The sequence below is a fragment of the Bradyrhizobium sp. 1200_D9_N1_1 genome, from assembly GCF_052075915.1.
GTDB lineage: Bacteria > Pseudomonadota > Alphaproteobacteria > Rhizobiales > Xanthobacteraceae > Bradyrhizobium > Bradyrhizobium diazoefficiens.
Genome location: NZ_CP197226.1, coordinates 3,078,361 through 3,102,486, shown reverse-complemented (window position 1 = coordinate 3,102,486; position 24,126 = coordinate 3,078,361). Strand labels below are relative to the sequence as shown.

Here is a 24,126-nt window from a genome sequence, read left to right as displayed (position 1 = left end):
AACTTTTTTCAAGGCATGCCGCTTGTTTCGGCAGCCGGTGGCTCTTCTCCGCGGAGTTTTGAGGATTCTTGTGCGCTCCCACCTGCCTGCATGCGGTAAGGCAAGGCGGGCCATTGCCGGACATTCCCGTTTGATTTTGTTTGCTTTTCATGTCGGGGCGAAAGGACAGACATGATGATCGGCGGCCATCGTCACGTCGGCCTGCAAATGCATACGCGCGGTGGCGCGACTTTGCTCAACTCCACGTCAAGCCTGCACAGCCGGTTCCGATTTGGCTTGAACCGTCACAAATTTGCAACAGACGTCACGCGCAAGCCGCGCCCGCAAGGACAGTCCTGAGGCGCTGGAGCACGATCCGCGCACGGCGAGAGCGGCGACTCGCCGCCTGCCGAAGCGTTGAGCAAGGGATGACGCTTTTTCACACCTTACGCGGCGGTTCAAACTAGCTCACTATTGAGGCACTTCACCCCATGCAAGCGCATCAGCGAATGTTAGATCCGACGCCTAACGGCCTGCATTCCGGCGAGTCCCCGCTGCTTCAGACGCTCGGGCTCACCAAGCGCTATGGGGATTTCCTCGCCAACGACTCCATCGACATCGATATCTGGCCGAAGGAAATCCACGCGCTGCTGGGCGAGAACGGCGCCGGCAAATCCACGCTCGTCAAGGCGATCTACGGGCTGATCCAACCCAGCGCCGGCGAGATTCGCTGGCAGGGCGAACGAATCGTGCTGTCGGGCCCGTCGGAAGCTCGCAGCCGCGGCATCGGCATGGTGTTCCAGCATTTCTCGCTGTTCGACAACCTCACCGTTGCCGAGAACGTCGCGCTCGGCCTCGATGGGAAAGAATCCTTCAAGGACATGTCGGCGCGGCTGGAGCAGGTGTCGAAGACCTATGGACTGCCGCTCGACCCCAGACGCGAGGTCTGGCAATTGTCGGTCGGCGAGCGCCAGCGCATTGAGATCGTCCGTGCGCTGATGCAGGATCCGAAATTCCTGATCCTGGACGAGCCCACCGCCGTCCTGACGCCGCAGGAGGCCGACCAGCTCTTCATCGTGCTGGAGCGGCTGAGGGCCGAAGGCCGCGCCATCCTCTACATCAGCCACAAGCTGGAGGAGGTGAAGCGCCTCTGCGACACCGCCACGATCCTGCGCGGCGGCAAGAAAGTAGACACCTGCAATCCCCGGCTCGAGACCGCCGCCTCGCTCGCGCGCATGATGGTCGGCGGCGAGATCAAGGAGGTCAAAGCGCCCGCCGGCCGCAAGACCACCGTGCCGCGGCTCGTCGTCAACGACCTCTCGCTCGCGCCGAGCGAAGCGCACGGCGTTCGGCTGGAGCACATCTCGTTCGAGCTGAAGGGCGGCGAGATTCTCGGCATCGCCGGCGTCGCCGGCAACGGCCAGGACGAGCTGTTCGCCGCGCTCTCCGGCGAGCGCCTGTCCAAGGACCCCGGCACGGTGGTGATCGAAGGCATCGCCGCCGGGCATCTGTCGATCACGCACCGGCGTAAGCTGGGTGCCGCTTTCGTTCCCGAGGAGCGGCTCGGCCACGGCACCGCACCGCGCATGAAGCTGTCGGAGAACGCGCTGCTGACCGGGCACGCCGCCAGCGGCATGGTCCATCGCGGCTTCATCGACACCGCCGCGACGCTGAAGACCGTCGATCGCGCGACCGAAACCTTCGACGTGCGCAAGGCCAAGCGCGATCCGGAGGCTGCGAGCCTTTCCGGCGGCAATCTGCAGAAGTTCATCGTCGGCCGCGAGATCCTGCGCAACCCGGCAGTGCTGGTGGTCAGCCAGCCGACCTGGGGCGTCGATGCCGGCGCCGCCGCGGTGATCCGCCAGGCGCTGCTCGATCTCGCGACCGCCGGCGCCGCGGTGCTGGTGACAAGCCAGGATCTCGATGAGCTCGCCGAGATCGCCGACCGCATCGCCGTGATGTTCCACGGCCACCTGTCGGCGCCGCTCGCAACAAGCGAAGCGACCCGCGAAAAACTCGGCCTTTTGATGGGCGGCAGCAGCCTGGAGCCGAAGGAGGCCGCGCATGCAGTTGGTGCTTGAGAAGCGCGCCGAGCGCTCCAACACGATCGCTCTGGTCTCGCCGCTGATCGCGATCGGCCTGACGATCGTCACCATGACCATCCTGTTCGCGATCCTCGGCAAGAATCCGCTCCTCGCCCTGCATGCCTATTTCATCGCGCCACTGACCGACGGCTATTCGCTCCAGGAGATCGCGGTGAAGGCGACGCCGCTGGTGATGATCGCGATCGGCCTGTCGCTCTGTTATCTCGCCAATGCCTGGAACATCGGCGCCGAGGGGCAATTCCTGATCGGCGCGGTCGCCGGAAGCTGGATCGCGGTGAAGACGCAAGGCACTGACGCCGGGGCCTGGGTATTGCCGGCCATGCTCGTGCTCGCAGCCGCTGCAGGCGCGCTCTATGCGCTGATCCCGGCGATCTGCAAGGTGAAGTTCGGCGCCAGTGAAATCCTGACCAGCCTGATGCTGGTCTATGTCGCCGACCTCTTCCTTGATTATCTCGTGCGTGGCCCCTGGCGCGATCCGCACGGTTTCAACTTCCCGACCACCGCCGAATTCGATCCGGTGGCGACGGTGCCGCTGCTGATCGAAGGCGGCCGGCTGCATCTCGGGTCGATCATCGCCCTGCTCGTCGTTGCGGCGGCGGCGATCCTGCTCGGACGAACCATCAAGGGTTTCGAGATTCGCGTAGTCGGCGCAGCGCCCCGCGCGGCGCGGTTCGGCGGATTCAACGCCGACCAGCTGATCATCCTGACCTTCGCGGTTTCCGGCGCGCTCGCGGGCCTTGCCGGCATCATTGAGGTCGCGGGTCCCGTCGGGCATCTCCAGCCCGGCATCTCGCCAGGCTACGGTTTTACGGCGATCATCGTCGCCTTCCTCGGCCGGCTGAACCCGCTTGGAATATTAATTGCAGGTCTTTTTCTCGCACTGACCTTTATCGGCGGCGAGCAGGCGCAGATCGCGATGAAGATCCCGTTGGATGTCACCAAGGTGTTTCAGGGCATTCTGTTGTTCTACGTGCTCGCCTGCGACTCCCTCATCCTCTACCGCTTCAAGCTGGTCTTCCCGAACCGACAGGTGGCCCGTGGAACTGGTTGAAGCCATCATCCTTGCGGTGCTCGCCGCCTCGACGCCGCTCCTGATCGCGGCGACCGGCGAGCTCGTGACCGAGCGCTCCGGCGTGCTCAATCTCGGCGTCGAGGGAATGATGATCGTCGGCGCGGCCTGCGGCTTTGCCGGCGCCTGGCTGACCGGCTCGATTCTGGTCGGCGCGCTGTTCGGCATCGTCGCGGGCACGCTGATGTCGCTGATCTTCGCGCTGATGGCGCTCGGGCTCGCCGTCAACCAGGTCGCAACGGGCCTCGCGCTGACCATTCTCGGCATCGGGCTCTCCGGCCTGATCGGCGCCGGCTTCGTCGGCGAGCGCATCACGCCGGCTGCGCATCTCGCCCTTCCCGGCCTCACCGACATTCCGCTGGTCGGCCGCGTGCTGTTCGGCGAGGACGCCTTCGTCTATTTCTCCATCGCGCTGATCATCGGCGTCTGGTGGTTCCTGTACTGCACGCGGGCGGGCTTGATCCTGCGCGCCTGCGGCGACAATCACGTCTCGGCGCATGCGCTCGGCTATCCCGTGCTGCGCATCCGCACCTTCGCCGTGATGTTCGGCGGCGCCTGCGCCGGCCTTGCCGGCGCCTATCTGCCGCTCGCCTATACGCCGTTCTTCATTCCGGGCATGACGGCGGGTCGCGGCTGGATCGCGCTGGCGCTGGTGGTGTTCTCGTCCTGGCGGCCGGGCCGGCTCGTGGTCGGTGCTTATCTCTTCGGCGCGGTGACCATCCTGCAACTGCACGCGCAGGGCTGGGGCGTCGGCATTCCCTCGCAATTCATGTCGGCGCTGCCTTACCTCGCGACCGTCATCGTGCTGGTCCTGTTGTCCCGCGCGCGCACCGGCGGCTCGACCGCGCCGGCCGCGCTCGGCACCGTGTTCGTGCCTGACCGCTGAGTTTTCATTTCCGCGACGGGCGCGATGGGGCGCGCACGCTGCGGATCGTGGCTTTCCCCGACTATCTGGAGATTGATGATGAGAAAATCACTTTTTGCGCTGGCTGCCGGGCTTCTGCTTGCCGGAAGCGTCAGTGCCGCCTCCGCCGCCGACAAGCTGAAAGTCGGCTTCATTTACCTCGGCCCGGTGGGCGACCTCGGCTGGACCTACCAGCACGAACAAGGACGCCTGGCGCTGGTGAAGGAACTGGGCGACAAGATCGAGACCACCACGCTCGAGAACGTCCCTGAAGGTCCCGACGCCGAGCGCGCCATCGAGCAACTCGTCCGCGCCGGCAACAAGCTGATCTTCACCACCTCGTTCGGCTACATGGACCCGACGCTGAAGGTCGCCAAGAAGTATCCGAACGTGCATTTCGAGCACGCCACCGGCTACAAGCGCGACAAGAACATGTCGACCTATTCGGCCAAATGGTACCAGGGCCGCTACATCCAGGGCCTGATCGCGGCCAAGATGTCGAAGTCGGGCGTGCTCGGCTATATCGGCTCGTTCCCGATTCCCGAGGTCGTCTCCGGCATCAACGCGACGATCCTCGCGGCGCAGACCATCAATCCGAACATCAAGGTCAAGATCATCTGGGCCAACACCTGGTTCGACCCGGGCAAGGAAGCCGACGCCGCCAAGGCGCTGATCGACCAGGGCGCCGACGTGATCATGCAGCACACGGACTCGCCGGCGGCAATGCAGATCGCCAGCGAACGCGGCAAGCTCGCCTTCGGCCAGGATTCCGAGATGATCAAGTTCGGGCCCAAGACCCAGCTGACCTCGATCCTCGACACCTGGGGCCCCTACTACATCGAGCGCGTCAAGGCCGAGCTGGCCGGCACCTGGAAGTCCGAGGACACCTGGGGCGGCCTCGACAGCCACATGTTCGCGATGGCGCCCTACACCAACATGCCCGACGACGTGAAGAAGATGGCCGAGGATGCCCAGGCCGCGATCACCGCCGGCAAGCTGCATCCGTTCAAATGCCCGATCGTTGGGCAGGACGGCAAGGAGGTCGAGTGCAAGGGCGGCGCCAATCTCGCTGACGGCCAGATCCTTGGCATGAATTTCTACGTCAAGGGCATCGACGACAAGCTGCCGGGCAAGTAGCACGCTTCTTGCATTGCCTGGACCACCTGCTCCTCCCGGAGGAGGTTCGGAGGGGGTAGCCACAAGCACCCGGCACTTGTGGTTGCCCCCTCTTTTTAGTCCGCCCCTATCCCGCCTGCATCGCCCGCGCCGCGGAACTGTGGCGGCGGATGAGATCGGCGACATCCAGTCCCGGAATCGCGCCGTCGATCACGGCCCATTGTCCTGCCACCATGACCCGGTCGGCCCGGTGCGCCCCGCACAGCACCAGCGCGGCCAGGGGATCGCCATGGCCGGAGAAACGCAGTTCGTCGAGCCTGAACAGCGCCAGATCGGCTGCCTTGCCCACGGCAATCTCGCCGAGTTCCGGCCGACCGACACAGGCCGCCGAGCCCTTGGTGGCCCAGCGCAGCGCATCCTTGTGGCTGACCTTCGTCACCCCGTAGCGCGCCCGTTGCAGCAGGAACGCGGCCCGCACCTCCTGCATCAGATTCGACCCGTCGTTCGAGGCCGAGCCGTCGACGCCGATGCCGACCCCGACACCGGCATCCTCCATCTCGCAGACCGGACAGCAGCCGGACGCCAGAAGCTGGTTGCTACAGGCGCAATGGCTGATGGTCGTCCTGGCCTTGCCGAGCCGCTTGATCTCGTCGGCGTTGAAAAAGATGCCGTGGGCGAGCCAGGTCCGCGCGTTGAGCCAGCCGCATTGCTCGAGATAGTCGAGCGGACGGCAGCCATACATCTGCTGGCAGAATTTGTTCTCGTCCTCGGTCTCGGCGAGATGGGTGTGCTGGCGCACGTCGAGCTTGTCGGCGAGATCGGCGGTCGCGCGCATCAGGGAGGTCGTCACCGAGAACGGCGAGCAAGGCGCCAGTGCGATCTGCACCATCGCATCCGCACCGCGCTGGTGATGTTTCGCGACGACGCGTGCGCTGTCGGCGAGGATCGTGTCCTCGTCCTGCACGACGCTGTCCGGTGGCAGGCCGCCGTCGCGCTGCGACAGGTTCATCGAGCCGCGTGTCAGCAGCACGCGCACGCCGAGCCGTTTTGCGACTCCGACCTCGATATCGACGGACTCCTCGAGCCCCGCCGGGAACACGTAGTGATGATCGGTCGTGGTGGTGCAGCCCGACAGCAGCAGCTCGGACATCGCCACGGTCACACCGAGCTCCAGCGATTCCGGCGTCATCCTCGCCCACACCGGATAGAGCGCCCGGAGCCAGGGAAACAGCACGCGGTCCATCGCCGCCGGCAGCGCCCGCGTCAGCGTCTGGTAGAAATGATGATGCGTGTTGATAAGGCCCGGCAGCACGACGTGTTCGCTCGCGTCGAACACCGCGACATCCGCCGTCGCAGGCACGCCGCCGGCCGGCACGAGCTCGACGATCCGGCCATCCTTCACCACGATCCCGCGCCCGGCGCCGTCGGCGAGGATGGCCAGGGGATCCCTGATCCAGATCGGCTTTGCGTCGCTCATGATCCTGTTTCTCCCCACATCCGCTGACGGCAGGCCTGCAAGGCGGAGGCCAGCCTAATCGCGTTCCCGCTGCGACTTCTTGTTGCGACTTGGCTCTGGTCTTGCAAGACTTTCTCTCGGTACAAATCACTCGATGCAAGCGCTGGCGCAGCCATGGACTTGAATACCATCACAGCCGTAGCCCATCCGCAAACGCGCGCGCAGCTGCCCGTTTGGACGCCAGGTGATGCTTGGCTCGCAGGCGGCACCTGGCTGTTCTCGGAGCCGCAAGCGCAGCTGACGCGGCTGATCGATCTCACCGATCTGAAATGGCCGGCGCTGACGATCACCGAGAGCCATCTCGGCATCGCCGCCACTTGCACCGTCGCGCAGATCGACGGACTCGCCTGCCCGCCCGACTGGCTCGCAGCGCCGCTGATCAACCAGTGCTGCCGCGCGTTCCTCGCTTCGTTCAAGATCTGGAAGACCGCGACCGTCGGCGGCAATCTCTGCATGTCGCTGCCGGCGGGACCGATGATCTCGCTCACATCCGCGCTCGACGGCGTCTGCACGATCTGGAAGGCCGGCGGCGGCGAACAGAAGATTCCCGTGATCGACTTCGTCACCGGCAACCAGCGCAACCGCCTGACGCCGGGAGACCTGCTGCGGCAGATCGATATCCCGATTGCCGCGCTGAAGCGCCGCACGGCGTTTCGCCAGATCTCGCTCGCCCCGGTCGGCCGCTCGGCGGCACTCCTGATCGGCAGCCTCGATAGCGACGGCAAGCTGGCGCTGACAGTCACCGCATCGACGGTGCGGCCGATCCGCCTCACCTTTCACAAAGCCCCGGACGCGAGCGCGGTTCGCGACGCGATCGTGCAGCAGGTCACCGATGACCTCTACCACACCGACATCCACGGCAAGCCGCTCTGGCGCAAGCACATGACGTTGCGGCTCGCCGAAGAGATTCGCGGCGAACTCCTGGGGGCAACGCCGTCATGAGCTTCGAGATCAACGGCAAGACGTTTCCGCAGGAGTCGCGTGCCGGCCAGTGCCTCCGCACGTTCCTGCGCGAGCTCGGTCATTTCGGCGTCAAGAAGGGCTGCGACGCCGGCGATTGCGGCGCCTGCACCGTACTGCTCGACGGCGAGCCGGTGCACAGCTGCCTGATCCCGGCGTTCCGCGCCGAGGGGCGCACTGTGACCACGATCGAGGGCCTCGGCGGCGACCACGGCGCGCATCCGATGCAGCAGGCCTTCCTCGATGCGCAGGGCTTTCAATGCGGCTTCTGCACCGCCGGCATGATCCTGACCTGCGCCTCGCTGAACCAGGCGCAGCGCACCGATCTCGGCGCCGCGCTGAAAGGCAATATCTGCCGCTGCACCGGCTATCGCGCGATCGAGGACGCGCTGCTCGGCAAGGTCAACGTCGAGGAGAGCGTCGAGGCCGGCGCCGCCTTCGGCCGCAGCCTTCCGGCGCCAGCAGGTCCCGATGTCGTGCGCGGCAAGGCACGCTACACGTTCGACACGCAGATTGACGGCCTGCTGCACATCAAGCTGCTCCGCTCGCCTCACGCGCACGCCAGAATCACCGCGATCGACAAGTCTGCGGCGCTCAGCGTTCCCGGCGTGCATGCGGTGCTGACGCATGAGGACGCGCCATCGGTGCTGATCTCGACCGCGCGGCACGAGAAGGACTGGATGGACCCCGAGGACACCCGCATCCTCGACGACGTCGTGCGCTTCATCGGCCAGAAGGTCGCGGCCGTCGTCGCCGAAAGCGAAGGCGCCGCCGAGGAAGCCTGCCGGAGGCTCAAGGTCACTTACGAGGTCCTGCCTGCGCTGATCGATCCAGAGCAGGCGATGGCGCCCGGCGCACCCATCATTCATCCCGACCGCACCACCGAGAACCGCGTCGCCGACGCCAGGCGCAACCTTGCGGCTGAGACCCATGGCGAGTTCGGCGATGTCGCAGCAGCACTCGCCACATCCGCCGTCACCTACGAAGCCACCTTCCACAGCCATCGCGTGCAGCACGCCGCGCTGGAGACCCATGGCGGCCTCGCCTGGCTCGACGCGTCCGGCGTGCTCAACGTCCGCACCTCGACGCAGGTGCCGTTCCTGACCCGGCGCGCGCTGTCCGACATCTTCCAGCTGCCCATGGACAAGGTCCGCGTGTTCTGCGAGCGCGTCGGCGGCGGATTTGGCGGCAAGCAGGAGATGTTCGTCGAGGATATCCTTGCGCTCGCCGCGCTGAAGACCGGACGCCCCGTGAAGCTGGAGCTCACCCGCGAGGAGCAATTCATCGCGACGTCGACGCGGCATCCGATGCGGGTCCACATCAAGGCCGGTGCCGATGCCGACGGCAAGCTCACCGCACTCCAGCTCGACGTGCTCTCCAACACCGGCGCCTACGGCAATCACGCCGGCCCGGTGATGTTCCACTCGCTGTCCGAGTCCATCGCCGTCTACAATTGTCCGAACAAGCGGGTCGACGGCTACGCCGTCTACACCAACACGGTGCCATCGGGCGCGTTTCGCGGCTATGGCCTGCCGCAGACGCTGATCGCGATCGAGGCCGCAATCGACGAGCTGGCCGGGCAGCTCGGCATCAGCCCCTACGACATGCGCCGGCGCAACATCGTCAAGCCAGGCGACCCCATGCTGTCGCCGCCGCCATCCGAATTTCACGACGTGCTCTATGGCTCCTACGGGCTCGACCAGTGCCTCGATCTCGTCGAGCGCGCGATGCAGGCGGATGGCCCGCGGCCGGAGCTGTCGCCGGAATGGCTGATCGGCGATGGCATCGCGCTGACCATGATCGACACCGTGCCGCCCGCCGGCCACATCGCGGACGCCATGATCGCGCTCAACGACGACGGCGGCTTCGATCTCACCGTCGGCACCGCCGAGTTCGGCAACGGCACCAGCACGGTCCACCGCCAGATCGCGGCGACGACGCTGGCGACCACCGTCGACAGGATTCGCCTGCGCCAGTCCGACACCGCCCATGGCGGCCACGACACCGGCGCCTATGGCAGCGCGGGCACCTTCGTCGCCGGCAAGGCGACGCATGCAGCCGCCATGCAGCTTGCCACGGACTTGAGGGCGGCCGCGGCCGGCGCCTGGCTTTGCGATGTCGGAAGCTGCGCGCTCGAGGACGAGTTCGTCGTGAGCGGCGTCAGGCGCATGTCCTTTGTGGAGCTTGCGAAGCTTGCGCGCGAACGCGGCCAGCCGCTCGCAGCACAAGGCAATTCCGGCGGCACGCCGCGCTCGGTCGGCTTCAACGTGCAGGGCTTTCGCGTGGCGGTGAACAAGGGCACCGGCGAGCTCAAGATTCTCAGAAGCGTGCAGGCCGCCGACGCCGGCGTCGTCGCCAATCCCATGCAGTGCCGCGGCCAGGTCGAAGGCGGCGTCGCGCAGGCGCTTGGTGCTGCGCTCTACGAGGAGATGGTGATCGACGCGGACGGCCGCGTCACCAACGCCAAATTCCGCGACTACCACCTGCCCTCCTTCGCGGACGTGCCGCGCACCGAAGTCTTCTTCGCCGAGACCTCCGACACCATCGGCCCCTTGGGCGCGAAGTCGATGAGCGAGAGTCCGTACAATCCGGTCGCCGCGGCGCTCGGCAACGCGATTGCAGACGCCACCGGCATCCGCTTCACCGCACCACCGTTCAAGCCGGACCGGCTGTTTCCGGCGCTGCACGATAAATTTGGTTAGTCCTATTTTGGGGGATTCATTCGTGAGCAGCGAGGTCCATCCCGTCGACGAAGTCCTGCCGGTCCCGCGCCTGCTCGCGCTCGGGCTCCAGCATGTGCTGGTGATGTATGCCGGCGCGGTCGCGGTGCCGCTGATCATCGGACGCGCGCTGAAGCTGCCGCCGGAGGACGTCGCCTTCCTGATCAGCGCCGACCTGTTCGCCTGCGGGCTTGCGACGCTGGTGCAATGCCTCGGCTTCCCCGGCGTCGGCATCCGCCTGCCCGTGATGATGGGCGTAACGTTTGCCTCGGTCGGACCGATGCTCTCGATGGCCGCCGCGCCCGACATCGGCCTGCTCGGCATCTACGGCTCCGTCATCGCCGCCGGCCTGTTCGGCATCGTCGCCGCGCCCTTCGTCAGCCGGCTGCTGCCGCTGTTTCCGCCGGTCGTCACCGGCAGCATCATTCTCGTCATCGGCATCTCCTTGATGCGGGTCGGGATCAAGTGGGCCGGCGGCGGCCTGCCGACCTTGACGAAGGTCGTCGACGGCGTTGCCGGCAGCTTTCCCAATCCGGCCTATGGGCAATTGCAGGGGCTCGGCATTTCGCTGTTCGTGCTGCTTTTCATCCTCGGCCTGATCAAATGGGGCACCGGCTTCCTCGCCAACGTCTCCGTGCTGCTCGGCATCGTCGCCGGCGCCGTGCTCGCGACCATTCTGGGCGTGATGCATTTCGACAAGGTCAGTGCTGCCTCCTGGGGCGCGCTGGTGATCCCGTTCCGCTTCGGCATGCCGCAATTCCACCTCGTGCCCGTCGTCACCATGTGTGTCGTCATGATCGTGGTGATGATCGAGTCGCTCGGCATGTTCCTCGCGCTCGGCGACATCACCGGCAAGACGGTCGACCGCGAAGCCCTGAGCCGGGGCTTGCGCGCCGACGGCGTCGGCACGCTGCTCGGCGGCATCTTCAACACCTTTCCCTACACCTCGTTCTCGCAGAATGTCGGCCTCGTCTCCGTCACCGGCGTGCGCTCGCGCTGGGTGACGGTGACGGGCGGCTGCATCATGCTCGGCCTCGGCCTGTTGCCGAAGCTCGCGGCGCTGGTCGAGGCGGTGCCGCTGGTCGTGCTCGGCGGCGCGGGCCTCGTGATGTTCGGCATGGTCGCGGCAACAGGCGCGCGCATCCTCACCTCGGTCGATTTCCGCACCAACCGCTACAATCTCTTCATCGTCGCGATCTCGATCGGCTTCGGCCTGATCCCGCTCGCCGCGCCCGGGTTCTTCCGGAACCTGCCGCATGATCTACAGCCGCTGCTGGAGTCCGGCATTTTGCTTTGTGCGGTGGTCTCGGTACTGCTCAACGCCTTCTTCAACGGCTTGGGCGGCGGCGCTGCGGCCGAGGCGGATGCAGCGGCAGTCGCGTCATCCGCACAACATGTCTAGCTAGCTGCCGCGATAGGTCGCGTAGCTCCAGGGCGTGACCAGCAGCGGCACGTGGTAGTGATTTTCCGGCTCGCTGATCGCAAAGCGCAATGGGATCTCGTCGAGGAACGGCGGCTCCGATAGCGGCACGTTGCGCTCGGCGTAATATTTGGCGACGCGGAAGCGAAGCTCGTAGCGGCCGATCGGAAGCGGACGGCCGCCGATCAACGGCTGATCGGTACGTCCATCCGCATTGGTGACGGTGCGCGCGATGACGCGGCTCTCGCCGAGACTCGCAAGCTCGATCAGCTCCACCGGGATACCTGGCGCGGGCTTGCCGGCGTGATTGTCCAGCACATGCGTCGAGAGCCGGCCATGCACCTTGAGCTTGTCGTCGGCGACGACGAGCTGGTCGAGCCGCAGCGCCGAGATGCGGCCGATCTCCTCGATCGCACGTCGCGTCTCGGTCTTGGCAATATTGAGCAGCCGCGTTTCGAAGTCGCGCAGCACGGAATCCTTCGTGTGACGGCGCACGCAGACGATGTAGGGGAAGCCGAACTTTTCACGGTACGCATTGTTGACGCGTTCGAACGCGGCATATTCGGCGTCCGACAGCCGGTCAAGCCCAGCGCTGTTCTGCTCGTCGGTCGATTCCGCCGTCAGGCCCGCGGCGCGCTGGGTCTTGTTGGCGAGATCGGGATGCGCCCGGATCAGCGCCAGCTGCACGTCGGGCTCGGCGCTCTGGATCGCGGCCATCAGCGCGGCGTGCAACTGGTTGATGCCGGTGAACGGCCGCTGCCCGGCGAGCTTCTCCGCAATCCACGGCGAATATTCGACGACATTGGCGAGGGCCGCGACGAAGTCGGCTTTGTCGGCGGCGTTGAGATCGGCGAGCGAGATTTGCGACATCACACCTTCACCCGATCTCGAAGGCGTCGGCAGCAAGATGCGCGTGCTTGTCGTGCCAGTGCTGCGCGATCTGGAGCCGCGTCGGCACCCAGACGCGCTCGTGCTTGCCGATGTAATCCAGGAAGCGGATCAACCCCGCGGCCCGGCCCGGCCGGCCGGCGAGGCGGCAATGCAGCCCCACCGACATCATCTTCGGCGCGGTCTCGCCTTCGGCGTAGAGCACGTCGAAGGCGTCCTTCAGATAGGTGTAGAACTGCTCACCCTCGGCAAAGCCCTGCGGGTTGATGAACCGCATGTCGTTGGCGTCCAGCGTATAGGGAATGATGAGCTGCTTGCCCCCGGCGCCCTTGACCCAATAGGGCAGATCGTCGGCATAGGAGTCGCAGAGATAGAGGAAGCCGCCCTCCTCCATCAGGAGGCGGTTCGTGTTGATCGAGGAGCGCCCGGTGTACCAGCCGAGCGGCCGCGACCCGGTCGCCTCGAGGTGGACGCGGATCGACTCGACGATCTCGGCGCGCTCCTGCGCCTCGGTCATGTCCTTGTGCTCGATCCATTTCAGGCTGTGGCTGGCGATGTCCCAGCCGGACTCCTTCATCGCGGCGACGATTTCCGGATTGCGCTTCAGCGCGGTGGCGACGCCGAACACGGTGGTCGGCCATTTGCGCTCACTGAACATCCGCCACAGCCGCCAGAAGCCGGCGCGCGAGCCATATTCGAACATCGATTCGATATTGGCGTGGCGCTGGCCCGGCCAGGGCTGCGCGCCGAGCACGTCGGACAGGAAGGCTTCCGAGGCGCGATCGCCGTGCAGGATGTTGTTCTCGCCGCCTTCCTCGAAATTGACGACGAACTGCACCGCGACCCGCGCGTTGCCCGGCCATTGCGGATGCGGCGGGTTGCGGCCGTAGCCGCGGAGATCGCGCGGGTAGCGGGTATCAGTCACTCAGACTTCCTCGAAGCGGATCGGCAGCGCGCCCTTCCACAGCACGCTCTTGCCCAGCGTCGCCAGATTCTCCAGCCCCGAGGTCACCGTGATGAAGTGATTGCCGGCGAGCTGGCCCATCTTGCTCGCGAAGCTCACGCCGCCATAGGCCATCAGGATCTCGGTCTCGCTGATGCCGCCGGGATAGAGGATGATCTGGCCCGGTGCGGGATAGCTGGTGTGGTTCTCGTAGCCGACGCCGAAATCGAGGTCGCCGAGCGGCATCCACACCGCCTCGCCGCTCCAGCGCACGTGGATGATGTGGCTTTCGAACGGCATAGCCTTGCGGAACGCGGCAACGGTCTTGGGCGCCAGTTGCTCCTCGAAGCGAGCATCGAAGGTATAGTCGCCGGCACGGATAACGAGTTTGCTCATCTCATCTCTCTGGATCGGGGGCTAAAGGCCCCACGGGGAACTTTCAAGCAAAGAGCATTCCATCGGGCTTCGCGCAAGGGGCGCGGCCCCTCACCTGCGGTCGTAGGACCAGCCGAAAATGCCGCTCCGCCGCGTCTCCGGCTCGGGCTCGGCGGCAGGCGGCGGCGCCTCCTTGAGTTCCGCCTGCGGCGGGGGTGGAGGCGGTGCGGGAAGGTTCTCGCATTTCATCGAGTAGACCAGCTTGCCGTCCGCGGTCCGCCCGATCGGCGCGCAGGGGTCCGGATGCGCCGCCGCACTCTTCGGAGTGAGCTTGACCTGCGCCGCGGCCGGCGAGGAGATCAGAAGAAGGACCAGCAGATATTTCGACATCGTTGTCGCCTGAAAACCAATTCGCCCCATTCAACCGGATTGCCGGGGGCAAGTCCATCGGGCCCAACCGGCCGATTGCCGAATATTTAGCCGGGACCAAAAAATTTGCTCGCCGCAACGTGATGGCTGCGCTTCCGATCGTGAGGCCGGCGCTGCTGATATTTGGCAGGGCCCATCGCCATGTCAGCCGCGACGACGAAATCATGTCTCACAGCCGGAGCGTCGTCACGGGAGAAACAACGATGCAAAAGACTTTCGCCATTCTCGGCGCAACGCTGATTGCCGCCGCCACCATCCAGACCGCCGCAGCCAGCGACCGCCACCACGCCCGCAAGGCGCAACCCGCTCCCATCACTCAATCGGTACGCGACTCCAACGCCGCACTCTGGCCGTCGCAGCCGACCGCGCCCGACTGGTCGCGCTACGCCAACGGCGCCATGTCGGCGCCGGCGGGACGGTGATGCTGGAAGCCTAGCGCGATAGAGCGCAACTGCTTCAATGCCGTCATTGCGAGGAGCTCGCGACAAAATTGCGAAGCAATTTTGTGCTCATGCGACGAAGCAATCCAGACTGCCTCCGCGGAAAGACTCTGGATTGCTTCGCTGCGCTCGCAATGACGGAGTATGAGGCATCGACCTCGTCCTCCAAATACAACTGTCATTCCCCGCGAAGGCGGGGAATCCAGTATGCCGCGGCCTCTCGGCTCAATCACAGCCGTCTCTGGAATACTGGATCGCCCGGTCGAGCCGGGCGATGACAGCGAGTGTGTAGTGCAAACACGCCTTCCCGTTCTCGCGGCTTAATTCGCCCGAGCTTTGCTTCGTCGCTCCACCCTCATTAGCCAAGAGGGCGCAGGGAAGGCCGGGTGCTGACCTAGCACCCGCGGTCCGCTGCGCGAAAGGTAGCGCAAAAGAACCGCACAGCAGCATACAGGTGTAGCCAATCACTCGGCCTTCCCTGCGCAGTGGTTGGACGGCTTATGCCGTGCTCTCCCGGGAGCCGAGTTCGTTCTGGCCTCCCTCGCTCTCGCGAAAGTCGCCGGCACCGCGCCGGTTGACGCAACTGCCGCATTCGCAAGAGCTTGACCGTAGCAACGACGGCCAGGACCACACGGTTTTGCCGTACGCACGGCTCGCTTGCTCGCCGCAGTTTTCCCGGCCCTGTCGACGGAGCCGGAAACTTACAGGCGAGACGAACCTGACAGCGCCGCTCATCCAGCGCGAAGTCCTGGGCTCACGGAGAGCAATCCGCCCTGCGCTTGACCTCTCGCGCCCGACGCTGCCGCGTCCACCGCAAACCCGGCTCGCGAAACGTGACGACACAAGATCGCCCCTCAAGGATGAGCCGGGATGGGCGACACATACGGCATTTCCGAATTTCGGTAAAGTGGAATATTTTTGCGCAAGTGGATTGACAGCTTCGCAGGTGTTTTGCCCGTCGGGCAAGATCTCGTAGCCCGGATGAGCGAAGCGACATCCGGGGTCTTGCCACGCGCTACAGCGGTCCCGGGTATCGCTGCGCTCACCCGGGCTGCGACGAAACAGCTATGGCGAAAACAACCGACTAATACGGCTGATATCAGTAGCCCGGGTCGTAATAATAGGGACTACCGCCGTAATAGCCCGGACCGCCATAGTAAGGACGCCGCCCATAGTAATAGTGGTCCTCATAATAGTCGCGGCGTCGCTGCTCGGCGATCACCCCGCCGATGATGCCCGCCGCGGCGCCCATGAAGGCGAGGCCCGCCGCGTTCGGCCCGCGTCGATAGTAGCGGTGGCGGCGTGCTGCGCTGAAATCAGTGACGTCGGAGGAGGCCTGACCTGCCTTCGCGGACGCCGCCTGTGCCGGCCCGGGGGATGCCGCAGCCGAGGGCGATAACGAGGTTGCGAGCAGCGCCAGGCCTGCGCACGCGGCCAGGACGGTGTTGCGGCCGGCTGCGGAAATCATGAGTCTGCTCATTTTGACCTTCCTCTGCTTTCACTCAAACACATCGATGCAAACCGTCGGTAACGCGCAAAGCACTGAAATGGTTTCGTGATCGCGGCAATCTGCCACGCCTTGAACGATTATCAACCGAACCACCTGATCCAGCTTGCGCCACGCAACCTGAGCGGATAATGAACAGCCGCGCCGTTTTTTCGGTCGCCGTAAGCGTTTCACGTGAACCAACGCATCAACCGACGCCGTCGGGATCGATGCCATTTGCAGGGTTCAACGTGACTGACGCGTCTTTTTCCGTAAGAGAAACCAGATGATTGCGGTTCGCAAACTGCCGGCGCGCTATGCGCCGATCGTGATGCCCTTTGTGCTGTCCATCCTCATGACAGCCGTGGTGTCGGTCATTTCGACGCTTCGAAGCCTCGGCGCAACGCCGGCCTTCCTCGCGACCTGGCCCGGCGCCTGGGCGCTGTCATGGCTTGTCGCCTTTCCAACGCTGCTGATGGTGCTGCCACTGGTCCGCCGGATCGTGGCCTGCGTGGTCGCGTCTCCATCGCAATGATCCGGAACAGCGCCTAGCGGTCTTCCGAAAGATCACGCGCAAACACCAACGTGAAGCGCGATGACGATTCATCGCAATCTCATCGCGCTTTACGACAGCGCCCCGAGCACGCCGCGCGTGGCCTTGTCGATCTCCTCGACATAGCGGCGACGGGCGAAGTTCTCGGTGAGGAAACCGACCACCTTGCGGCTGTCGGTGGAATCGACCACCGCCAGCATCTCGGCTTCCGCCTCGTCGAACACCGCCATCGCCGACTTCACGTTCATTTCCGGGATCAACACGATGTCGATCAGGCGGGCGAGCTCGATCACCTGGATGTCGTCGGCGATGGTGTCGAGGTCGCTGGAGAACAGATCGGGCAGCAGGACGAGGCCGATATATTTGTCCGCATTGTTGACGATGACGACTCCCGGCCGCGAGCCAAGCACGAATTCGCGGCGTACGGCGGCGATCGTCGTGGTCGACGGCACCTTGCCGACGTCGGAGCGCATCAGCCGCTCGACGGTCAGGTTGCGCAGCCAGCCGACGTCGTTGGCGCTGCGGATGGTCTCGCCGCGCAGATGCAGGCGCCAGGTCGAGAAGGAGTGGCCGAACATGAAGCGGACGCAGATCGAGGTCACGATGCAGCCGGCCAGCACCACGGCGGTGACGTCGACATTGCGGGTCATCTCGAGCACGAGGAACGACATCGTCAGGGGACCGCCGACGATGGCGACGCCGAGCGTCGCCATGCCCGTCAGCATCGCCACCAGCGGATCGATCACGAAGTTCGGGCTGATCAGCAACAGCACCGCGGAGAAGAACTTTCCGATCAGGCTGCCGACGAACAGCGAGGCGAAGAACAGGCCGCCGCGGAAGCCCGAGGCGAGCGAGATCAGGCAGGCCGTCACCTTCAGGGCGATGATCAGCGCTATCAGGCCGATCGTCATGTCGTGAAAGAGATCGAGCACCATGGCGCCGTGACCGGCCGCCAGCACCTGCGGCGTGACGATGGCAAAGCCGCCGACGACGAGGCCGCCCATCACCGGACGCAGCCAGACCGGCAGCCAGGCGAACAGGCGCTCGAACATCGGCGAGGAGCGCATCACGGCGATGCCGACGCCGCTGGTGATGAGGGCGAGACCGATCAGTGCCAGGTACTGCTCGACGCCGACGGCGCTGACCTTCGGTATCTCCAGCGAATACGGCGCGCCGCCGAGCCATTGCGCGGTCAGCGCACCTGCGAGCGAGGCCGCCAGGATCGGGGCGGCGCTGCCGACCGAATAGACGCCGACGATCAGCTCGCAGGCGTAGAAGGCGCCGGTGATCGGCGCGCCGAACGCCGCGGCGATCGCGGCGGCCGCACCGCAGCCGACCATCAGGCGCAGATCGTTGCGGCGCAGATTGAAGAACTTGCCGAGCAGCGAGGCGATGCCGGAGCCGATCTGGGTATAGCCGGCCTCGAGGCCGACCGAGGCGCCGCAGCCGTTGGAGATCAGCGTCTGGCTCGACACCACCAGGCTGTCGCGCATCGACAGATTGCCGCCGCGCAGCGCATTGGCCTCGATCGGGTCGACCGCGCTGGAGATCTTCATCCGCCGCCGCGACCATTCCATGATGCCGAGCGCCAATCCGCCGAGCGCAGGCGCGATCAGCGCCGCCCAGGGGCTGACCCTGGCGTTGGCCGACAGGCGGACGTCGACGGGAATGCCGTAGATGACCATATGGGCAATCTGCGCGATCTCGGCCATCAGCGTCACGATGGCGCCGGCCAGCGTGCCGATCACCAGTGCAAGCGGGATCAGGTAGAACTCGTTGCTGCGCAAGAGCGCGCGCAGGCGAACCATGAGGCGGTTCGATCCCTTGCGATCGGCGAGATGTCTGATCCGCACGAACACCTTCTGCCCGCCCTACCCTTCCGACATGCCGTAGCCGGACATGCGCTGGCGCACGCGTTCGACCTCGGCGCTAGAGAGCAGCGGCGGTTTCCCGATCTGGAGGCAGCCGTGATATTGCCGCGCCAGGGTCTCGACCTCGACAGCGAGCCACATCGCCTTGTCCAGCGTCTTGCCGATCGCGATCATGCCGTGATGGTCGAGCAGGCAGGCAAGCCGCCCCTCCAGCGCCCGCACCGCATGTTCGGACAGTTCCTCCGTTCCGAACGTGGCATAGGACGCGCAGCGGATGCTGTCGCCGCCTGCGGCCGCAATCATGTAGTGCACCGGCGGGATCTCCATGCCCATGATCGCCAGGATGGTGCAATAGGTCGGATGGGCGTGGACCACGGCGTTGACGTCGGGCCGGGCCTTCAGGATGTCGCGGTGGAAGCGCCACTCGCTGGACGGCTTCTGATCGGGCGCGTGCGAGCCGTCCATCGCCATGAACACGATCTGGTCCGGCGTCATGGCCTCATAGGGCACGCTGGTCGGCGTGACCAGCAGCCCGTCCACATGCCGGACACTGATATTACCGGAAGTGCCCTGGTTGATGCCGAGCGCATTCATGCGGCGGCAGGCGTCGATGATGGCCTGTCTCTTGGCGAGCTCGTCCACGGTCATCGACATCCCGATTTCATCTCGACTTCCTGGCGATGGGCGTTTGTCAGACCGGAAGTACGTCAAAGCAATATGGCAGCGCAAGCGAAAGCGACCGGACCGCCTGTCGTCTCGCCGGCCGGTCCGGCGCGGCACGAAATAGACCGTAAAATCAACGGATTAACGGATCGTCGCAATCCTACGGCAGGCTCGCCCGGACGGCCGCGATGCCGTTGATCACGAACTGCACGGAATAGGCGGCGAGCAGCATGCCGAGCACGCGCGAAAGCACGGCATTTCCGGTGCGCCCGAGGGTGCGGGCGATCAGGCGCGCGGACAGAAAGCACAGCATGCAGAGCAGGCACACCGAGAGGACGACCGCGATGATGATCGCGAGCCGCGCCCCGTAGCCGGCATCGCCCGTCAACAGCAATGTGGTCGCAATCGCGCCGGGACCGGCCATCATGGGGATCGCCAGCGGAAACACCGCGACATCGGACGCGTGCTCCGAGGTCGCCTTGTCGGCCTCGCGGGCCTCGCGATGCGGGCGGTCGCCGAAGATCATCTGGTAGGAGACGCCGAACAGCAGCAGCCCGCCGGCGATCTGGAACGCGGGGATGCCGATCCCGAGCTGGCGCAAAAGCCAGTTTCCGACCAGCGCGATCACCACCAGGATCGAGGCTGCGATCAGCGGCGCGCGCAGCGCGATCGTGCGCTTGACCGTGTCGGGCATGCCCCCGGTCGCGGCCAGGAAGGCCGGCGCAAGGCCGACGGGATCGACCACCAGCAGCAGCGTCACGAAGGCGGACAGGGCGAAGTCGAGCATGCGGCTGGGTCTCGCGCGAGGTGGGGCCGCAATCCATAACGGCTCGACGCGACCTTCGCGAGGAACATTTGCCCTCGCAGAGTCTTGGTCGCGCGAGGATTGAGGAGGGCCTCGCCTTCCCGTGTCGCCTCAAGAGGAGGATTTATGGCCAAACGAGCAAAGAAACGTGCGAACGCGAAAAAGTCCGCGGCGCGCCGGCCGCGTCAGGCGCCGAAGATGTTGAGCGACCTGTTTCTGGAGACGCTGAAGGACATCTATTACGCCGAGAACAAGATCATCAAGACGCTGCCGAAGATGGCGAAAGCGGCTCACTCCAAGCAGCTGTCCGCCGCCTTCAACAAGCATCTGCGCGAGACGCAGGGCCAGGTCAAACGCCTTGACCAGATCTTCAAGATGCTGGGCAAGCCCGCGCGCGGCAAGCCCTGTGAGGCGATCAACGGCATCACCGACGAGGGCGCCGGGATCATGAAGGATTTCAAGAACGCCCCCGCCCTCGACGCCGGCCTGCTCGCCGCGGCGCAAGCCGTCGAGCACTACGAGATCTCCCGCTACGGCACGCTGCGCACCTGGGCCGAGGAGCTCGGCATGCCGGACGCCGCCAGGCTGCTCCAGGCGACGCTCGATGAGGAAGAGGCGACCGATCACACCCTGACCGAGCTCGCCACCTCCGTGATCAACCTCGAAGCGGAAGAAGAATACCGCGCCGCCGCCTGATCGGCGCGCCCCGCCCAACTGTTGCCTACGACGCCGTGGAACATCTCCGCGGCGTCGTGGCGTCTGATTGCAAGGGCCTCCTCGGGTTCGAGGGGACAGGCATGCTCCAAACGCGCGAAGCTGGAATTCCGGGGAACCGTCCCCATATCCTCGTTTTCCAACCGCAGCGCCTTCCCCGAGTTTTGACCATGCAACCCAAAAATCCCCTCGACTGGATGCTGTCCGAAGCCCTGGACTCGCTGACCCGCGCCGAACGGCTGCGGCAGCAGTTCGGCCGCCAGGAAGCCTGCTGGGAGCCGCCGATCGACGTGCTCGAAACCGAGCATGAGCTCCTGATCCTGGTCGCGCTTCCCGGCGTCAATCCCGACAATGTCGAGACGGTGATCCATGACGGCGCGCTCGTCATCTCCGGCCAGCGCACCCTTCCGCCGGAGCTTCGCAACGCCCGCATCCACCGGCTCGAGCTGCCGCAGGGGCGTTTTGAGCGCCGCATTGCATTGCCCCTTGGCCGCTACGCCATCAGCCGCTTCGTGATGGACGGCTGCGTCGCGCTGCGCCTCGCCAAATCCTGAGGTCGATCATGGCCACCGAACAGATGAATACCACCCAGACCAATTCCACCGAGTCCGACGTGAAGATCCCCGACGACGCACTGATCATCATCCCCGTGCGCGAGATGGTGCTGTTTCCCGGCGCCATCGCGCCGATCGCGATCGCGCGGCCGAAGTCCATCGCCGCCGCGCAGCAGGCGCTGCGCGAGCAGCGGCCGGTCGGCATCGTCCTGCAACGCAGCCCGGAGACCGAAGAGCCGGGGCCGGACGATCTCTATCGGGTCGCTACCATCGCCAACATCGTGCGCTACATCACCGCGCCCGACGGCACCCACCACATCGTCTGCCAGGGCGTGCAGCGCGCGCGCATCCTCGACTTCCTGCCGGGGACTCCGTTCCCGGCCGCGCGGATCCAGCAGATTCCGGAGCCGACCACGACCTCGCCCGAGATCGAGGCGCGCGCGCTGAATTTGCAGCGCCAGGCGATCGAGGCGATCGAGCTGCTGCCGCAGGCGCCGCCCGAGCTGGTCGCGATGTTCCAGAGCACCACCGCGCCCGGCGCGCTGGCGGACCTGGCGACGTCGTTCATGGACATCAAGCCGCAGGACAAGCAGGAGGTGCTGGAGACCATCGACCTCTCCTTGCGGGTCGAGAAGGTGTCGAAGCACCTGGCGGAGCGGCTGGAGGTGCTGCGCATCTCCAACGAGATCGGCCAGAAGACCCGCGCCAGCTTCGACGAGCGGCAGCGCGAGGCGATCCTGCGCGAGCAGATGGCGACCATCCAGCGCCAGCTCGGCGAAGGCGACGGCAAGGCGGCCGAGGTCGCCGAGCTGAACGCTGCCATCGCCCAGGCCAAGATGCCGCCGGAGGCCGAGGCGCACGCCAAAAAGGAGCTGCGCCGCTACGAGCGCATGCCCGAGGCCGCCGGCGAAGCCGGCATGGTCCGCACCTACCTCGACTGGCTGATCGAGCTGCCCTGGGCGCTGCCCGCGGAGAAGCCGATCGACATCAAGGAGGCGCGCCGCATCCTGGATGCCGATCATTTCGGCCTGGAGAAGATCAAGAGCCGGATCATCGAATACCTGGCGGTGCGCAAGCTCGCCCCGCAGGGCAAGGCGCCGATCCTGTGCTTCGTCGGCCCGCCCGGCGTCGGCAAGACCTCGCTCGGCCAGTCCATCGCACGCGCGATGGATCGCCCTTTCGTGCGCGTCAGCCTCGGCGGCGTGCATGACGAGGCCGAGATCCGCGGTCACCGGCGCACCTATATCGGCGCGCTGCCCGGCAACATCATCCAGGGCATCAAGAAGGCCGGTAGCCGGAATTGCGTCATGATGCTGGACGAGATCGACAAGATGGGCCGTGGGGTGCAGGGCGATCCTTCCGCCGCCATGCTGGAGGTGCTCGACCCCGAGCAGAACGGGACATTCCGGGACAATTACCTGGGCGTGCCCTTCGACCTGTCGCGCGTTGTCTTCATCGCGACCGCCAACATGCTGGACCAGATTCCGGGTCCGCTGCTGGACCGCATGGAGCTGATCAGCCTCGCCGGTTACACCGAGGACGAGAAGCTGGAGATCGCGAAGCGCTATCTGGTGCGGCGGCAGCTCGAGGCCAACGGCCTGACGGCCGAGCAGGCCGAGATCGAGCCGGACGCGCTGAAGCTGATCGTCAAGGGCTACACCCGCGAGGCCGGCGTGCGTAACCTCGAGCGCGAGATCGGCAAGGTGTTCCGCCATGCTGCGGTGCAGGTCGCCGAAGGCTCGGCTGCGAAGGTCGTTGTGACGGTGAAGGACATCGCCACCGTGCTCGGCCAGCCGCGCTTCGAAGGCGAGATCGCGCAACGCACCAGCATCCCGGGCGTAGCCACCGGCCTTGCCTGGACGCCGGTCGGCGGCGACATCCTGTTCATCGAGGCCTCGCGCGTGCCGGGCCGCGGCGGGATGATCCTGACCGGCCAGCTCGGCGACGTCATGCGCGAGAGCGTGCAGGCGGCGATGACGCTGGTGAAGAGCAGAGCCAGCCAGCTCGGCATCGATCCGCAGCTGTTCGAGAAAAGCGACATCCACGTTCACGTCCCGGCGGGCGCAACCCCGAAGGACGGACCGAGCGCGGGGGTCGCGATGTACACGGCGCTGACGTCACTGCTCACCAATCGCACGGTGCGCAGCGACACCGCGATGACCGGCGAGATCTCGCTGCGCGGCCTGGTGCTGCCGGTCGGCGGCATCAAGGAGAAGGTGGTGGCCGCGGCCGCCGCCGGCTTGAAGCGGGTGATGCTGCCGGCGCGCAACAAGCGGGACTACGACGACATCCCGAAGAGCGCGCGGGACAACCTCGAATTCATCTGGCTGGAGCGCGTCGACGAGGCCATCGCCGCCGCGCTCGAGCCGGCCGAGGCCAAGGTCGAAGCGGCGGAGTGAATGCGATGAAGAAACTGCTGGAAAGAGCAAAGAGATCGCGGAAGACGCAGCGGCTGCGCCAGCTGCTTGATCGCGCCATCGACGGGGTTCGCGATGCGCTGGCGGGACCCGAGCCGCGGCTTCAGCCGGTCCCGGTCCGGGTCAAGCGCCGCAAAGGCTGAACCCCTCCGTTTCAGCCCTCGCGGTCGTCGAACACAAAAGGCCCCCTCTTTTCGAG

Annotated in this window: 22 protein-coding genes; 13 read left to right on the top strand and 9 right to left on the bottom strand. The window is 65.7% G+C overall.

Annotated features, from left to right (window positions below; all coding sequences use genetic code 11):
• The first annotated feature begins 488 nt into the window (after window positions 1–488).
• The 4 genes from AB5K84_RS14855 (at window position 489) to AB5K84_RS14840 (ending at window position 5,194) form a co-directional block, all read left to right on the top strand.
• Window positions 489–2,060: an ABC transporter ATP-binding protein gene (locus AB5K84_RS14855; protein ID WP_028174406.1), complete on the top strand. Its 1,572-nt coding sequence runs from the start codon at window positions 489–491 to the stop codon at window positions 2,058–2,060.
• The gene (locus AB5K84_RS14850; RefSeq protein ID WP_028174405.1) at window positions 2,044–3,135 is read left to right on the top strand and encodes an ABC transporter permease; all 1,092 of its coding nucleotides are present in this window, start codon (window positions 2,044–2,046) and stop codon (window positions 3,133–3,135) included. Before AB5K84_RS14855 ends, AB5K84_RS14850 begins: the two co-directional genes overlap by 17 nt.
• Window positions 3,122–4,039, top strand: coding sequence for an ABC transporter permease (locus AB5K84_RS14845; RefSeq protein ID WP_011088898.1), 918 nt, complete (start codon window positions 3,122–3,124; stop codon window positions 4,037–4,039). Before AB5K84_RS14850 ends, AB5K84_RS14845 begins: the two co-directional genes overlap by 14 nt.
• A gap of 78 nt (window positions 4,040–4,117) precedes the next feature.
• Window positions 4,118–5,194: a BMP family ABC transporter substrate-binding protein gene (locus AB5K84_RS14840; protein ID WP_162603694.1), complete on the top strand. Its 1,077-nt coding sequence runs from the start codon at window positions 4,118–4,120 to the stop codon at window positions 5,192–5,194.
• Window positions 5,195–5,300: 106 nt separating this feature from the next.
• On the opposite strand, the gene AB5K84_RS14835 is transcribed toward AB5K84_RS14840, so the two are convergent.
• Window positions 5,301–6,650, bottom strand: a complete 1,350-nt coding sequence (locus AB5K84_RS14835) for an 8-oxoguanine deaminase (RefSeq protein ID WP_162603695.1) — start codon at window positions 6,648–6,650, stop codon at window positions 5,301–5,303.
• 153 nt (window positions 6,651–6,803) lie between these two features.
• Between AB5K84_RS14835 and AB5K84_RS14830 the strand changes: the two genes are divergently transcribed.
• Genes AB5K84_RS14830 through AB5K84_RS14820 form a run of 3 tightly spaced genes read left to right on the top strand, consistent with a single transcriptional unit; the run spans window position 6,804 to window position 11,771 of the window.
• On the top strand, window positions 6,804–7,631 hold the full coding sequence (locus AB5K84_RS14830) for an FAD binding domain-containing protein (RefSeq protein WP_110116806.1): 828 nt from the start codon (window positions 6,804–6,806) through the stop codon (window positions 7,629–7,631).
• Window positions 7,628–10,351, top strand: a complete 2,724-nt coding sequence (locus AB5K84_RS14825) for a molybdopterin-dependent oxidoreductase (protein ID WP_110116807.1) — start codon at window positions 7,628–7,630, stop codon at window positions 10,349–10,351. Before AB5K84_RS14830 ends, AB5K84_RS14825 begins: the two co-directional genes overlap by 4 nt.
• A gap of 22 nt (window positions 10,352–10,373) precedes the next feature.
• Window positions 10,374–11,771, top strand: coding sequence for a nucleobase:cation symporter-2 family protein (locus AB5K84_RS14820; protein ID WP_110116808.1), 1,398 nt, complete (start codon window positions 10,374–10,376; stop codon window positions 11,769–11,771).
• Here the strand turns inward: AB5K84_RS14820 and uraD are convergent, their stop codons facing one another.
• From uraD to AB5K84_RS14800, 4 genes are all read right to left on the bottom strand, one after another.
• Entirely contained in the window at window positions 11,772–12,659 is an 888-nt protein-coding gene (uraD, locus tag AB5K84_RS14815) for a 2-oxo-4-hydroxy-4-carboxy-5-ureidoimidazoline decarboxylase (protein WP_038966721.1), read from the bottom strand.
• 7 nt (window positions 12,660–12,666) lie between these two features.
• Complete coding sequence (gene puuE, locus AB5K84_RS14810; protein ID WP_110116809.1) at window positions 12,667–13,602, bottom strand: allantoinase PuuE; 936 nt, start codon at window positions 13,600–13,602, stop codon at window positions 12,667–12,669.
• Window positions 13,603–14,016: a DUF3830 family protein gene (locus tag AB5K84_RS14805; protein WP_011088906.1), complete on the bottom strand. Its 414-nt coding sequence runs from the start codon at window positions 14,014–14,016 to the stop codon at window positions 13,603–13,605.
• Between the two features lie 90 nt (window positions 14,017–14,106).
• Entirely contained in the window at window positions 14,107–14,385 is a 279-nt protein-coding gene (locus AB5K84_RS14800; protein WP_038966722.1) for a hypothetical protein, read from the bottom strand.
• Between the two features lie 2 nt (window positions 14,386–14,387).
• On the opposite strand from AB5K84_RS14800, the gene AB5K84_RS14795 reads away from it, so the two are divergent.
• A complete protein-coding gene (locus tag AB5K84_RS14795) occupies window positions 14,388–14,846 on the top strand; it encodes a hypothetical protein (RefSeq protein WP_236842105.1) in 459 nt (152 codons plus the stop codon).
• A 1,117-nt stretch (window positions 14,847–15,963) separates the two neighbouring features.
• On the opposite strand, the gene AB5K84_RS14790 is transcribed toward AB5K84_RS14795, so the two are convergent.
• The gene (locus tag AB5K84_RS14790) at window positions 15,964–16,344 is read right to left on the bottom strand and encodes a hypothetical protein (protein ID WP_011088909.1); all 381 of its coding nucleotides are present in this window, start codon (window positions 16,342–16,344) and stop codon (window positions 15,964–15,966) included.
• Between the two features lie 292 nt (window positions 16,345–16,636).
• Here AB5K84_RS14790 and AB5K84_RS14785 point away from each other — a divergent pair, with 292 nt between their 5' ends.
• Window positions 16,637–16,885 (top strand): DUF2798 domain-containing protein, encoded by a 249-nt coding sequence (locus AB5K84_RS14785; RefSeq protein ID WP_027546509.1) that lies wholly within the window; start codon window positions 16,637–16,639, stop codon window positions 16,883–16,885.
• Window positions 16,886–16,974: 89 nt separating this feature from the next.
• Here the strand turns inward: AB5K84_RS14785 and AB5K84_RS14780 are convergent, their stop codons facing one another.
• From AB5K84_RS14780 to AB5K84_RS14770, 3 genes are all read right to left on the bottom strand, one after another.
• A complete protein-coding gene (locus AB5K84_RS14780; RefSeq protein WP_441232534.1) occupies window positions 16,975–18,762 on the bottom strand; it encodes a chloride channel protein in 1,788 nt (595 codons plus the stop codon).
• A gap of 12 nt (window positions 18,763–18,774) precedes the next feature.
• Entirely contained in the window at window positions 18,775–19,428 is a 654-nt protein-coding gene (locus AB5K84_RS14775; RefSeq protein ID WP_171463797.1) for an L-fuculose-phosphate aldolase, read from the bottom strand.
• Window positions 19,429–19,597: 169 nt separating this feature from the next.
• Window positions 19,598–20,224 (bottom strand): MarC family protein, encoded by a 627-nt coding sequence (locus AB5K84_RS14770; RefSeq protein WP_110116810.1) that lies wholly within the window; start codon window positions 20,222–20,224, stop codon window positions 19,598–19,600.
• A 144-nt stretch (window positions 20,225–20,368) separates the two neighbouring features.
• Between AB5K84_RS14770 and AB5K84_RS14765 the strand changes: the two genes are divergently transcribed.
• The 4 genes from AB5K84_RS14765 to AB5K84_RS14750 all read left to right on the top strand — a co-directional run bounded on the left by AB5K84_RS14765 (window position 20,369) and on the right by AB5K84_RS14750 (window position 24,070).
• Window positions 20,369–20,938: a YciE/YciF ferroxidase family protein gene (locus AB5K84_RS14765; RefSeq protein ID WP_097532440.1), complete on the top strand. Its 570-nt coding sequence runs from the start codon at window positions 20,369–20,371 to the stop codon at window positions 20,936–20,938.
• A 188-nt stretch (window positions 20,939–21,126) separates the two neighbouring features.
• The gene (locus AB5K84_RS14760) at window positions 21,127–21,510 is read left to right on the top strand and encodes an Hsp20/alpha crystallin family protein (protein ID WP_011088914.1); all 384 of its coding nucleotides are present in this window, start codon (window positions 21,127–21,129) and stop codon (window positions 21,508–21,510) included.
• Window positions 21,511–21,518: 8 nt separating this feature from the next.
• Window positions 21,519–23,909: an endopeptidase La gene (lon, locus tag AB5K84_RS14755; protein ID WP_110116811.1), complete on the top strand. Its 2,391-nt coding sequence runs from the start codon at window positions 21,519–21,521 to the stop codon at window positions 23,907–23,909.
• Window positions 23,906–24,070: a hypothetical protein gene (locus tag AB5K84_RS14750; protein ID WP_158516566.1), complete on the top strand. Its 165-nt coding sequence runs from the start codon at window positions 23,906–23,908 to the stop codon at window positions 24,068–24,070. Before lon ends, AB5K84_RS14750 begins: the two co-directional genes overlap by 4 nt.
• Window positions 24,071–24,126: the final 56 nt, after the last annotated feature.

Coding starts and splice junctions, on each gene's coding strand:
- AB5K84_RS14850 (WP_028174405.1), top strand. CDS start 2,044: ATGCAGTTGGTGCTTGAGAAGCGCGCCGAGCGCTCCAACACGATCGCT.
- AB5K84_RS14825 (WP_110116807.1), top strand. CDS start 7,628: ATGAGCTTCGAGATCAACGGCAAGACGTTTCCGCAGGAGTCGCGTGCC.
- AB5K84_RS14835 (WP_162603695.1), bottom strand. CDS start 6,650: ATGAGCGACGCAAAGCCGATCTGGATCAGGGATCCCCTGGCCATCCTC.
- lon (WP_110116811.1), top strand. CDS start 21,519: ATGGCCACCGAACAGATGAATACCACCCAGACCAATTCCACCGAGTCC.
- AB5K84_RS14840 (WP_162603694.1), top strand. CDS start 4,118: ATGAGAAAATCACTTTTTGCGCTGGCTGCCGGGCTTCTGCTTGCCGGA.
- AB5K84_RS14785 (WP_027546509.1), top strand. CDS start 16,637: ATGATTGCGGTTCGCAAACTGCCGGCGCGCTATGCGCCGATCGTGATG.
- AB5K84_RS14775 (WP_171463797.1), bottom strand. CDS start 19,428: ATGTCGATGACCGTGGACGAGCTCGCCAAGAGACAGGCCATCATCGAC.
- AB5K84_RS14760 (WP_011088914.1), top strand. CDS start 21,127: ATGCAACCCAAAAATCCCCTCGACTGGATGCTGTCCGAAGCCCTGGAC.
- AB5K84_RS14855 (WP_028174406.1), top strand. CDS start 489: ATGTTAGATCCGACGCCTAACGGCCTGCATTCCGGCGAGTCCCCGCTG.
- AB5K84_RS14830 (WP_110116806.1), top strand. CDS start 6,804: ATGGACTTGAATACCATCACAGCCGTAGCCCATCCGCAAACGCGCGCG.
- AB5K84_RS14770 (WP_110116810.1), bottom strand. CDS start 20,224: ATGCTCGACTTCGCCCTGTCCGCCTTCGTGACGCTGCTGCTGGTGGTC.
- AB5K84_RS14790 (WP_011088909.1), bottom strand. CDS start 16,344: ATGAGCAGACTCATGATTTCCGCAGCCGGCCGCAACACCGTCCTGGCC.
- uraD (WP_038966721.1), bottom strand. CDS start 12,659: ATGTCGCAAATCTCGCTCGCCGATCTCAACGCCGCCGACAAAGCCGAC.
- AB5K84_RS14800 (WP_038966722.1), bottom strand. CDS start 14,385: ATGTCGAAATATCTGCTGGTCCTTCTTCTGATCTCCTCGCCGGCCGCG.
- AB5K84_RS14805 (WP_011088906.1), bottom strand. CDS start 14,016: ATGAGCAAACTCGTTATCCGTGCCGGCGACTATACCTTCGATGCTCGC.
- AB5K84_RS14765 (WP_097532440.1), top strand. CDS start 20,369: ATGGCCAAACGAGCAAAGAAACGTGCGAACGCGAAAAAGTCCGCGGCG.